The organism is Pseudomonas sp. FP2300, assembly GCF_030687595.1.
GTDB classification, from domain to species: domain Bacteria; phylum Pseudomonadota; class Gammaproteobacteria; order Pseudomonadales; family Pseudomonadaceae; genus Aquipseudomonas; species Aquipseudomonas bijieensis.
On the sequence record NZ_CP117440.1, the window covers coordinates 2,602,461 to 2,614,821 of the forward strand.

Annotated in this window: 10 protein-coding genes and 1 pseudogene; 8 read left to right on the forward strand and 3 right to left on the reverse strand. The window is 50.8% G+C overall.

What is annotated here, in order from left to right; translation table 11 throughout:
* Positions 1-92: 92 nt before the first annotated feature.
* The 3 genes from azu to PSH86_RS11690 all read right to left on the reverse strand — a co-directional run bounded on the left by azu (position 93) and on the right by PSH86_RS11690 (position 2,515).
* The gene (gene azu, locus PSH86_RS11680) at positions 93-551 is read right to left on the reverse strand and encodes an azurin (protein WP_370873801.1); all 459 of its coding nucleotides are present in this window, start codon (positions 549-551) and stop codon (positions 93-95) included.
* A 5-nt stretch (positions 552-556) separates the two neighbouring features.
* Positions 557-895, reverse strand: coding sequence for a cytochrome c (locus PSH86_RS11685; RefSeq protein ID WP_305489870.1), 339 nt, complete (start codon positions 893-895; stop codon positions 557-559).
* Between the two features lie 654 nt (positions 896-1,549).
* Positions 1,550-2,515 (reverse strand): AraC family transcriptional regulator, encoded by a 966-nt coding sequence (locus PSH86_RS11690; protein ID WP_305489872.1) that lies wholly within the window; start codon positions 2,513-2,515, stop codon positions 1,550-1,552.
* Positions 2,516-2,642: 127 nt separating this feature from the next.
* Here PSH86_RS11690 and PSH86_RS11695 point away from each other — a divergent pair, with 127 nt between their 5' ends.
* From PSH86_RS11695 to PSH86_RS11720, 8 genes and pseudogenes are all read left to right on the forward strand, one after another.
* Positions 2,643-3,719: an aromatic ring-hydroxylating dioxygenase subunit alpha gene (locus tag PSH86_RS11695; RefSeq protein WP_305489874.1), complete on the forward strand. Its 1,077-nt coding sequence runs from the start codon at positions 2,643-2,645 to the stop codon at positions 3,717-3,719.
* A gap of 390 nt (positions 3,720-4,109) precedes the next feature.
* Positions 4,110-5,696 carry a DUF1302 domain-containing protein gene (locus PSH86_RS11700; protein ID WP_305489875.1) on the forward strand — a complete coding sequence of 529 codons (1,587 nt, stop codon included), beginning with the start codon at positions 4,110-4,112 and terminating at the stop codon, positions 5,694-5,696.
* A gap of 358 nt (positions 5,697-6,054) precedes the next feature.
* Positions 6,055-6,282 carry a hypothetical protein gene (locus tag PSH86_RS30555; RefSeq protein ID WP_370873802.1) on the forward strand — a complete coding sequence of 76 codons (228 nt, stop codon included), beginning with the start codon at positions 6,055-6,057 and terminating at the stop codon, positions 6,280-6,282.
* Between the two features lie 136 nt (positions 6,283-6,418).
* Positions 6,419-7,582: a nitrate/nitrite transporter gene (locus PSH86_RS11705; RefSeq protein ID WP_305489877.1), complete on the forward strand. Its 1,164-nt coding sequence runs from the start codon at positions 6,419-6,421 to the stop codon at positions 7,580-7,582.
* A 46-nt stretch (positions 7,583-7,628) separates the two neighbouring features.
* Positions 7,629-8,456 carry a CmcJ/NvfI family oxidoreductase gene (locus tag PSH86_RS11710; protein ID WP_305489879.1) on the forward strand — a complete coding sequence of 276 codons (828 nt, stop codon included), beginning with the start codon at positions 7,629-7,631 and terminating at the stop codon, positions 8,454-8,456.
* A gap of 656 nt (positions 8,457-9,112) precedes the next feature.
* Positions 9,113-9,229 (forward strand): annotated as a pseudogene (locus tag PSH86_RS30560) (hypothetical protein); the annotation flags it as partial.
* 201 nt (positions 9,230-9,430) lie between these two features.
* Complete coding sequence (locus PSH86_RS30565; protein ID WP_370873803.1) at positions 9,431-10,135, forward strand: methyl-accepting chemotaxis protein; 705 nt, start codon at positions 9,431-9,433, stop codon at positions 10,133-10,135.
* 836 nt (positions 10,136-10,971) lie between these two features.
* Positions 10,972-12,312, forward strand: coding sequence for a DUF1329 domain-containing protein (locus PSH86_RS11720; RefSeq protein WP_305489883.1), 1,341 nt, complete (start codon positions 10,972-10,974; stop codon positions 12,310-12,312).
* The last annotated feature ends 49 nt before the right edge of the window (positions 12,313-12,361 follow it).

Sequence of the window (12,361 nt, forward strand, 5' to 3'; positions counted from 1 at the left end):
CAAACTCAATCACGAGCTCGCCAGTTTCGGGGTCTTGTATAACCCCTATTGTGCCGTCCACGAAGGCGAGCTGGAAGATCATTTTCTCCATGTTATTCGACCAGATTTAACTGCCCTTTCATCAAGACCGAGTGGCCAGGAAAGGAGCAGAAATATGTGTAGTTCTCGTCAGGTGAAAGCTCGCTGACGTTGAAGGTGACGTTGGCGCTTTCACCTCCGCCAATCAATCGAGTTTGGGCGATGATTCGCTTGTCTCCGGTATTCAGGAAGCTATTCGCACTACCTGCTGCAATACCTTGCGTGGTGATGCTTTGAACATCAGGGGTTTTGCTCAGAACCCAGTTATGACCCATTGGTGCGGCGGGCATTCGCCCTGTGTGCTGAAGTGTCACGGTGAACTGTTTGCAACTTCGGCTCACGGAGATTTGATTTTGCAGGAACGTCATTTGGTCAGTTGACCCAATGGTGACTTCACACTGCTGGGCGAATGCCGGTGAAGCCGCTGCTAGCAGTGCGGCGAGTAAAAATCGACTCAACTTAGTGCCTCCCATAATGATCACGGCTTGGTCGGCTGCTTGGTGAGGAAGTCAGCCATCGCATTTAGTTCGGTGTCAGAAATCTCAGTCTTGCGGAAGAAAGGCATGATGGTGATCCCGTTACGGACGAAGTACTTGATCATCTCAGGACTCAGATCGGTACGTTGCTCCAATACATCGGGAAGTGCTCCCTTGTACTTGGCCCTTAAAGCCAAGGTTCCTGGATATTGATCACCAGGGGCATGGCATGGTGTGCACCACTTTTGATACTCCTGCTTTCCAAGATCCGGATTGTTATCGCCGGCGTAGCTGTTGGTGGCGGCCACCAACAATGTGGCCATGATCATTGAGCGCGTCATGCGGAGTCGCCTCCTTTATAGCGATGCTTATCTCGAAGGTGTTTTGGCCAGATGCCGTATCGGCCTGGTGACAGAATCCCTTTGGGATCAATCGCGTCCTTAATGGACTCGTTAAAACGCTAAAGTGCATGATCGCCGAACGAATAGGTGTTCACTCGCATGAGCACTTTCATGCCGCGATCCCATGCCAGGCGTTCCAGGCAGAAAAGCTGATCCAAGGTAGTTAGGCCCATGACAGAAGCTTTACCTTCGCGCCAAAGTGGATCGAGATGCTTTAGTCAGACTGCAGTTATGTAGCCGTTGCTGATGAAATGGGGAATTCCCATTGCGGTAGCCTGGAGTCCGAAGGTACTGCTAATCGGAAATCGGCGGTCGGACAGAATGGCCTTTAGCTGAATATCGGTTTGGAGATCGAATGCCTTAGCGAAACCGCTGAAACCAAGTAGGGGTAGCATGCTTGTAGCCAATCCTGCCTTGAGTACGCTGCGCCGCTTCATTTGATATCTTCCAATGAGCGGTCGGTATGTAAGAAATGATCAGGCATTACGGCGTGCTCCGATGAGTTTTTGGTCGAGATCCTTCCTGGATCATTTTCATCGGGATGTTTACGTGAGCTTGTTTGTGCAACACCTACCCAAAGATAGTCATTACTTTCTAGCTCTTTTCTGAGTGGTGTTTAGCGTAGTCGCGGGGAGGCATTCCAAAATGGCGAATGAAGAGGTTTCGAAACGCTCTTTCGGATTGATATCCCACAGCTTCAGCTATTCGAGCCACACTATCGCGCCCTTGAAGCACGAGCTCTGCGGCTAATTGCATCCGGCGTTCAATCAGGTACTCGATCGGTGTATGACCAGTACGTTTTGAAAATAACCTTCCGAAACTGAATCGTGACATTCCGGCTTGTTCGGCCAGTCGTTCCAGCGTCCATGGTTGCTCTGGATTGCTATGAATCGCTGCAAGTGCACGGCTGATGCGCGGATCGTTGATTCCGCTGAGCCAACTGCTATTTCCAGCCGGCGTACTAAGAACGTAGGCCCGTACCAAGCTTGTGAATATCAGCTCCGCCAGGTGCGATGCAGTCGCCGTGTAACCAGGTGTAGTTGCGCTCTGTTCGACCGTCAGAAATTCCAGCAGCGATGGAATCCAAGGAAACTGCCCTCGGGCAGTGCTTTTCAAGGTGATCAAGTCGGGAAGGGCTCGAAGGAGATGGTTGTCGGTGGCCCCCCCGATGATGAGTCCCATTGTCAGCACGCGGTCATTGCGAGGCGGAACACCTAAGGTTAGGCCATGCAAAGGGGTGTTCTGGCGAGACCCAGCGGAGAGACTGGGAAGTTCATGGGATTCCCAATACTCTTCGAGAGCAACACATGGGGCGTTAGGGGATGAAGCAAACGAATACCTTGGCCCATGCAGGATTAACGCAGCGTCCCCTGGTTCGAGGAGTTGGGGCGTTTGGTTTTCGAGCATTAGCCAGAAGGGGGGGTCGATCGCGCAGAACATGTAGGCGTTAGCCTGAGTCATGGCTGGAACGTCCATTCCCCATGGCGGCCCGCAATGGAAGATACCGACTGAGTTGGCGCCGATTTTTAGAGATAAAAGCACCTCGCCTAAGAGATCCATTTTCGACTCCGGGTGTTAGATACAGCCGATTATTAGCTAAAATCGGCGTAGTTGCGTCGTAATTCTTTGGATACCTTGAATGCTGTCGATCAATGCCACAAAAACAACAAGGCCTATGAGGTGATCCATGTTTATCCGTAACTGCTGGTATGTCGCGGGTTGGAACGATGTTTTGAAGGGGGAGGAATTGTTCTCCTGCCAAATCGCCAACGAGCCAATTGTCATTTACCGAAAGGCAGATGGAACGCTCACTGCGCTTCAAGACCGCTGCTGTCACCGTGCTGCTCCACTGTCCATTGGACGTCGTGAAGGTGATCACTTACGTTGCCTCTATCATGGCATGCGTTTTGACGAGAGTGGCATTTGTGTGGAAATCCCAGGGCAGGATCGAATCCCTCCTCAAGCTCGTGTACGCAGCTTCGCAGTCGTTGAGCGCAACAATTGGATCTGGGTTTGGCTTGGCGATGCGGCAGAGGCGGATCCAGCTCTCATCCCGCCTACGGTGGCCTTGGATGACCCTAATTGGATATTCCGCCATGGATACATGGATTATGATGCTAGCTACCAGTTGGTACATGACAATCTGCTTGATTTCTCTCACCTGACTTATGTACACCCCGACAGCTTTGGCGTTGGCGAAGATTGGGCCCTAACGCGACCCAAGGTCACTCGTATGGAGCGCAGTGTGAGGGTGGAGCGTTGGCTGTCGGATCAACCATTGCCAAATCACCTCCGGACGGAAACTGACGCCGCTGCCTTAGATGTGTGGATGTACTACGATTTCTACATCCCAGGCGTGATGGTGATGTATTCAGAGAACTATCCGATTGGCACTTCGAAGCGTTTAAATGGTGAGCCTCCGATTGGGATTGAGCCAATCACACGGGAGGTTACCAATCAGGCGATTACACCGATGAGCGCACAGCGTTCCCGATATTGCTATTCGTGGGCTCCACAGCTAAAAGGTGGAAGTTCTCAGCTGGCTGACGGGATGATAGCTATCGCCGAAATGGCGTTCGGAGAGGATAGAGAAATCATTGAAGCTCAGCAGCGTTCCTTGAATCTGGCACCTGATGCCGTTCTTGTTCCAACCAGCTCAGACACCGCTTTAGGGCAGTTCCGGTGGATCCTTGAGCGGATGTTGAAGGCTGAGCAAGAAGCCAAAGGTGATGCGGTTGTTCAGTTCGCCGCAGCCGAGGGTTAGATCAAGCTCTATGATTTACAGTTGCTTCTGAAACTGAACCACCCGGCGTTCATTTAAACGTCGGGTGATTTCATTTCCTGGTAGTGAATCGACGGCGCGGATGACATTTCGATGTGCCCAGCCCCTAAAATAAAAAAAATGTGCGCGCTAGAGGCCTGAGGCCTTTGGTGAGGGGGGCGCACGCTGGGCAAATCCTCGTGACCTTTGACGGTATAACCTATCTGTAGACGGTGGTACCTATCTCTCTATCTTTGGATAGGTGCCCCTGAGTTGGGGCGTCTCTAGTTTGCATCCTAAGGATCAGAGCCTGATCCGTTTGTAATGACTGTTAGGGGACTCCGATTAGGGCTCTCTGCGTAGACATACAACAACAACCGGAGAACAACAATAATGAACAAAATGACCCTGCCTGCTGGCCTTGCGCCTGAATCACCTCTAGTCCTATCTGCGTTGGTTGGGGCGATTTTTTTTGCATCCAGTAGCACAGCTTTTGCGGTTGAATTTGAGAATGGTGATCTTAAAGGTAGCTGGGATAACACCATGAAATATTCGTTGGGGTCACGGCTCAGTAACCCCAGTGACACTAACCTCAAAAATGCCAATGCCGATGATCCAGAGCAAAACTTTGACAAAGGTTCTCTGATAATGAATCGCTTTGACTGGCTGAGCGAGTTGAATGCCCGCTATCAAAATTACGGCCTGAGTCTCAGTGCCGCTGTCTGGTACGACGACGTTTACAATCGTCACAACGATAACAATTCGCCCGGTACCTTCAACCCATATTCAGTGTCTAATGATGAGTTCACAGATGACACTCGCAAGTGGGCGGGCGGTAAAGTTGAATTGATGAACGCATTTGTATCTGGACAGTTCACGCCCTTTGATGTACCGGTAAGTGTGCGTTTGGGCCAACACACTCTACTATGGGGTGAAAGTTTGTTCTTTACCGATAACGGTATTGCTTCAGCCATGGCACCTGTCGACGCCTATAAGGCTTCTAGTGTTCCCAATACCAAGGCACAAGAGCTTTTCCTTCCCACCAAGCAGATATCGGCGAGCGCGATGTTTGAAGGCGGATGGACGGTCGAAGGTTTCTATCAATTCGAGTGGGAAAAAACCCGAATTCCTCCGGTTGGGGCTTTTATGTCCTCAGCAGATATTCTTGATGAGGGCGGTGAACGGATCATCGCTGGGCCGGGCGCCTTTTTCTATCGCGGTAAAGATCATGATCCAGATGGAGAGCAATTCGGCGTATCGCTGCGCTGGCGTCCACAGACAGTCAATCTTGACTTGGGGATCTACGCTGTTCAATACGACGAAAAAACTCCCCAGCTCGTGGTCTCCCCTTCCGGTGGTTTTGATCCAACCAACGGCTCAATCGGCACTTATTCTTTGCGGTACCAAGAACGGGTCAAACTCTATGGTATCAGTGCTAATACCACGGTAGGACAATTGAACATCGGTGGCGAGATTTCCTATCGTGAAAATGGGTCATTGCGTGCTAATACTGATGTGCTCGATCCACACGTTTTGGGCGACACGGTTCATGCGCAGATCAATGCCATCTATGTAGGTAACGCCGGCGCTCTGTGGGATGGATACTCTCTCGCGGGTGAACTCGCCGGGCACCACCTGACAAAAATCACCAAAAACAAGTCTGAATATGACGAGAGTCTGAATGACACGGCGTATGGCGCCCGCGGTACAGCTACGCTAAGTTACTATCAACTGACGCCAGGTTTGGATTTGGACGTCCCTATCGGTCTTGGGTATAACTTCAAAGGGCAATCTCCAGTTTCTCCGGCATTTAATAGTTATGGTTCTGACCGTGGCGGTGACATAAGTGTTGGCGTGGTGGCAATCTACCAACAAGATTGGAAGTTGGGCCTGAACGTGACTCACTTCTTCGGCAGTGAAGATAATAACTATTATAGTGGGCGAGATTTTGCTATAGCGTCGCTGACTCACACGTTCTGATCGAATCTAAATAAATAGGCTATTTCTCTCTTTGTCTAGATTTCGGTTGTTTAGGGGCACTTGTACTTGTCTGTTGGCTGGTAGGCGGTAATTCGGCTGTCTGGACGTAGTCTCGTGCCCTGAAACTGTTGTGGAGGTCATATGTCAAAAAGTATTATAAGCGCGCTTCGCCAAACTACCCCTGCTTACCACCCGGGCTGGTGAGGCCCCGAATACACGTCTTGGCAAGATGAACAGCTCTCATGGAAAAATGGTTTTTATTGGCGAGTGGTCGTTTTTTGTGGGATGTAGAATTCGAGGGTAAAATGCTCTCAAGCTATTTCGCGATATTGGAGTAAACAGTTTTGAGAAATTTGCTATCGGTCAAGCCAAGCATTTAGTTCAGTGCGATAGCAACGGTAAGGTAGTTGATGAAGGGATACTGATGCGTTTGGGAGAGAATCGATTTTTTTCCCAGGGCGGTACCGCTTTCTGGTCTTCTTTCCAATTACGGAAACGTGGTTATGACGCAATTTTGAGTGGGTGTCAAATCTTGCAGCTGCAGGTCTCTGGGCCAACAGCACTCGCGGGGTGCCAAGCAAATTAATATTCGAGTTACTGTCGCACCTGCGCCATATAAACAGGACAAGCGAAGAGATCCTTTGCGTTAATGCTCGGAGCTAATCATATGGCGCGATATTCTTGGAATTAAACATACTTTAAAGATACTGCCCGGGTGATTCATGGATAATAAATGGTTGTCGGTTATTCTGATCTATGCGTATGGCTTAATAGGGGCATCTGCCCTAGGCATGATGGGCCCGCTCGCAGCAGATATTGGTCGCACGTTCAATGTGACACCTTCAGATATTGGGGTTGCCATTGCAGGTCAATTACTTCCACTGGCCTTTGGTGGTTTGTTGATGGGGTGGTTGAGCGATCGCATTGGTCCGCGACCGCTCTTGATTATCGGGATTCTCGCAATGGGAGTAGCAAGCCTGGCGAATAGTTGGCTTGGGAGTTTTGAGCTGTTGCGCATTACCCTGCTAGTTGAAGGAATTGCTCTAGTTGCGCTAAACACCGCTGGACAGGGATTGCTAATGATGTTTACTTCTGGAAAGCGGCAAGTGCAAGCGCTAACTCTTTGGTCGACAGTGATGCCTGTTGGATATGCCGTGGGCCTTTTGCTGGTTTCCCCTTATGCAGGCACTGAGTCTTGGCGCGAAGCCTTCCTGTGTCATGCGGTCATTTCTGCAGTACTGTTCCTTGCATTTCCTTTTATCCCTCGGATACGAATCGTTTCGAATGGTAAAAGCCTCTCTCATGTGGTTCGCAATAAGCGCGTCGTGCGCTTTGGCATTAGTTTAAGCCTATCTGCATTGGCTGGGGTTGGTAGCAGTGCCGTCGGTGCAGTCTATCTCAACCAAGTCCATGGTTTGGCCATGGGACTCGCGGCACAGTCGATGGCGGTCGCAAGCTTTTGCGGCGTTGTAGGTAGTATTCTTACTGGGGTGCTTCTTACGAGGGGGTGGAGTAGCACTCATGTCGCATCCTTCATTCTTTCTTGCGCCATTCTAGGCGGGATTACCTTTTATTGGCCGGGTGGGATTATTCCTTTAGCCATTGTGGGAGCGATACTCCTTCAATTGAGTGTGGGTGGTTTCATCGCTTTGGTCTTTTCTCTACTGCCAGGCGCGTTATCGAATCCTGGGCAATCGGGATCTGCTGCTGGATTAGTTGGGCAAATCACAGGAATCGGCGCAACCATCTCTGCACCATTGTTTTTCGCAGCCTTAGAAACTGGGAGCTGGTATTACTTCTTGGCGATTACTGTTGTTGCTTGGGTGTTTAGTTACGCAGTTTTACCTGTGCGCAGCCAGGGTATGAGAGTGGTTGCAAAAACTTAGCGTTATTTAGCGGCAGTTTTATTGTGAAGTTAGAGGGAGCTGCGTTATGAATAGCAATCAAAAAGCAATGGCGGAAGGGACTGAGTGCGTTAGTGCTAACCTGCGTTTTACCGTGCCGCAAGATGGCAGGCAGATTGTGTATTTGGTTGATTATCAGAGCACCACCGTAAGGTTGGAATCTCACACAATTGAGATTGTAAATGGCCGGTCAAGTCATGAGGCATTTAGTATCGAGACCAACGGCTTTGAACTGATAAAGTACACCAGCGAATTAACGGACGTCCGGAGCTCGGAAGCGGTTAATAGGGTCTTCCGGCCTGAAGCTGAAAAGCTATTGAAGCGACTGACTGGTGCCAGTCGTGTGCTGATGTTCCATCATTTAGCTCGTGACATGCGTGAGGAGCCATCTGATGATAATTTAGGAGCCGCCCTCAATGCTCATGTCGACCATGACCAGGCGACCTATGAACACAACATTAGACGTTGTTTGCCAGCTGGTGAGGCCGATGCGCTTCTCAGTCGGCGATGGGCGGCTTTCAATATTTGGAAGCCCATTGCGCCAGTTGAAAAATTTCCCCTCGCAGTGTGTGATGCTCGCACAGTATTTGCGGATGATCTAATTCCCACGGATGTTGGTACACGCCCAGGTGAACCACTTCTGCCAAAAACTGGTCTAGGGTTGGTGTTCAATCCCAAGCAGAGGTGGTTCTATTTTCCCGATATGACTGCAAAAGAGGCGTTAATTCTTAAGATGTGGGATTCCGAAAGTGACCGCCCTCAATGGGCAGCACATTCCGCATTCGAAGATCCCAACAGTAAAAAGGACGCCAATCCGAGAGTAAGCCTCGATGCAAGATTCATTGCTTTTTACTGAGGTCTGTTTTTTTATAAATAATGACGCATCTGGCGCGCTGCCAGCTTTGCGTTTGGTGCGAGCCATTTAGTCCTTTGTTCTAATTCTAGGCTCGTGCCAACTACGGAGTTCGCATGTGGAAAGCACTTGATAACCTTTCAGTAGGTAAGAAGCTGTTTTGCAGCTTTGGAATCACCGTATCGCTAGCACTTGGCGTGGCCGGTGCTAGCTTTTATTCGGCCTTCGCTCTCTTCCAGATAGGTGACTTGATGACCGGTGTCTCGGAGAGTCAGATCCTGCTCTTGAAGGCAGAGGTCGCGGGGCAAAACTATCGCATCGATGGTGCATTGGAGGCTGCTCAGAGTGCAACAGAGACACTCGATGCAGTGCAATCCAGATTGGGCGGGCTCATCGCAAAGCATCCAGAAAGCGATCAGCGTCCTATCCTCGAAGAAATGCAACGCGCAGCCGCGGACTATCAAACCCTTTTCGAAAAAATCAGACAGACCCAGGAGTTAGAGCCTGCAAGTCCTGCAGAGGTTGAAGCATTAGGACAGCAGGCTAAAAGGCTTATAGAAAAGGGTGACTCCGCTTATCTCGCACAGGGCTTAAGTTTGCTCACAGTTAGCCAGCGCGTGTTAGCGATGCTCGGCATAAGCAGCTTACTGCTCATCATCATGGCGCTTTTTTCATCTGTTCTACTGCGCCGTCAGATTGTCCATCCGCTTCTTCGATCGGTAAGTGCATTACGTGCGATTGCTAATGGTGATTTGCGAGCGGAATTTGATGACCAGCGAAAGGATGAACCAGGACAGCTACTTGCCTCTATGCAGATCATGACCCAAGGATTGCGTGGAATGGTAGAGCGGGTTGGTAAAGTGGTTGAGCAGCTGGGTGAGGTGGCTGCAGATTTCTATGGTGTGAGTACAAAGGCAGGTGTTACTGCGCAGCGGCAAACTGATGAGGCTGAACAAAGTGCTTCAGCCATGGTTCAGATGGCTGCCAGTGTTCACGAGGTTGCTGGGCACACTCAACGTGCATCACAGGCTGCGCGTCAGGCGGAGGGGCAGGCTAAATCAGGCGCGAAGCTTGTGGCTGACGCTGTAAAGCGTATCAATCATCTCGCGGAGGGCGTGACATCAACCAGAGCAAGCATGGTTGACCTCACCCACGAGAGCGATCGTATCGGAAGTATTCTTGAGGTCATCCGATCCGTTGCCGAGCAAACCAACTTGTTAGCGCTCAATGCCGCGATCGAGGCCGCTCGGGCTGGTGAGCAGGGGAGGGGTTTCGCAGTAGTGGCGGATGAAGTTCGTGCATTGGCGAAGCGAAGCCAAGGCGCGACGATGGAGATTTCCACAACCATCGATTCACTACAAGCCCTCATTCGGCAAGCACTAGCCCACAGTGAAAGCTGCCTGGACCAAGCACGTCAGGCTGTCGATCAAGCGAGTCTTGCGGATTCGGCACTTCAAGCAATTACCGAGTCAGCATCGCTGATTGGTGAAATGAGCGATCAGATTGCGACTGCGGCAGTCCAGCAGAGCAATGTCGCGGAGCAGGTCAGTCGAAGTGTGATGAGGGTTCGTAATGAAGCGGAAGCTGGTGTTGTGAGTGCTCGTGAAAGCGGGCACTACAGTGAGGAGGTTAAGAACCTCAGCGTTGAATTGCGTCAGTGGGTAAACCGATTCCAGAGTTGACGACCTAAAGCCCAAAAAAGTGCACCTTGCGGTGCCCTAAACCCGACGGTGTTCGGAAAATATGAAGTTAATCGGCGGTTAGCTTGGATACGTCCGCACCCATACGTTCGACGTGAGATTTTCCTCAGCCTATTTGAAGTCATATCTGATGAGCAAAGGCCGCTGATAGCAGATCTTTGTCGTCCAGACACAGAGTGACGCTGGATGATATCCATGTCGATTTGTTGCAATAATCATGCGTCTAACTGGGTCGTCGCTTGGTAATGGGTATTATTGCGGCAATACACTGCATGCTCGATAGCTTTCTTTCGAGTCGTTAGTGAAGCTACTGGGCATTTCCATGGTCTCTTGACTATAAAGCCGGGTGTCGACCAGCCATCAGCCTAGCTCTCTGTTCGATTGCGTCGGTGGCGAGGCCAACAATCTTGTCGCTCATCGGAGAGACCCTAGATCGGCGCCTTTTTTCCGTACGTTTCGATAATGAAAAGCCCTCATTCTCAGCAATTACTTTGCGATGATTCAGGAGTCATCGACTCCTACCGAAAGATAGCAATCGGGATCCTGGTGCGCAGAGATAGTGTCGCTATCTTTCGATAGGTGTGCGCACGCGGCGACGGAAATAGGTTTAGTCATCGGTCTATCTGTAAGGCCGACGACGGTAGACGGCCTGATGCTTCTTGGTCGATGCCTCGGGTGCATTACCTGATAGCGCCCGCGGATCTCGCGGCTTGGAATGGAAAGGTCAGTCAAGTTTCGAACTTCGCATCCATAGTGATTGCGATTCGCGAAACGGCACCGGTACCAGCTTTTGCTATAACAACAAGAGAACCATACGCATGAACAAGAATAAGATGGCTTTGCTGCTGCTATTCCCGCTTTGTATGGCAAGCGGTGCTTACGCTGCTGTTAGCCCCGAGGAAGCGAAGCAACTAGGTACCACGTTGACACCTGTTGGCGCCGAGATGTCAGGAAATGCCGATGGTACCATCCCAAAATGGACTGGTGGCTACCAGCAAAAGCCAGTTGGGCACCAGCCGGGTTCGTTTTCCCCTCTGCCGTTCCCGGATGAAAAATCGAAGTTTCAGATCACCGCTGCTAACGCCGATCAGTACAAGTCAAAGCTATCGGACAGCGTGTATTACATGCTTAAGAACTACCCGGACTACCGGCTAGATGTCTACGACACTCACCGTACAGCTTCAGCTCCACAGTGGTTCTACGACTATGCGGCGAAAAACGCTGTGAGCGCCTCTTCTACTAAAGATGGCTTGGCCTTCGAAAACGCTTACGGCGGTACTCCGTTTCCGATTCCGAAGACTGGTAGTGAAGTGCTGTGGAATCACCTGCTCTCTTGGAAGGGAACTGCAATTGACACCCTCTATCGGCTCTACATGGTCGATGGCAGTGGTCGTCGCGCCCTGACATCCGTGATCGATATCAACGAACTTTTCCGCTACTCGCTGCCTGGCGGTGAAAAAGATTTTGATGGTTGGTGGTGGTGGCATCGCGCAAAAACCACTGCTCCAGGACGTAGTGCTGGCGAAGCTTTGGTTGGCCTGTTTCCGAATGACTACGTAGATCGTCAACCCGGCTCTTGGCAGTACATGCCTGGACAGCGGCGCGTTCGCAAACTTCCAAACGTGCAGTTCGATACGCCAAACTTCTATGTTTCGGGTCTCGCTCAGTTTGATGAGGCGTATGGCTTCTTCGGGTCACCAGAGCAGTACGACTGGAAGCTGGTGACGAAGCGCGAAATGTACATTCCATACAACACGAACGCATTACTTGCCTCCGATCCAGAGAAAACGTTGGGCGGAGTATTTATTGATCCATCTGTAGTTCGCTGGGAATTGCATCGGGTTTGGGAGGTGCAAGGCACTCTCAAGGCTGGCAAGCGTAACGCTGCACCTACCCGCAAGCTCTACATGGATGAGGACAGCTGGTCCATCGTCGCGTCCGACCTTTTCGATGCTCAGGGCAAGCTGTGGCGTGGCGGTCTTGGCTACACCGCTGTGAGCTATGATCTACCAGGTGTACTGACTCTTCCATATCAGAGTATTGACTTCCAACAACGCGCGTACACGATTGCTGGTTATGTCAAAAACTACACTCCAGTTGAGCCACGCCCACGCTCTTACTTCACCGCTGAAGCATTAACTCAGGACGCCCTTCGTTAAGAGGATTAGAGAGAGGGCAGCAGCGCTCCGCGCTGCTGCTTTGCGGTTG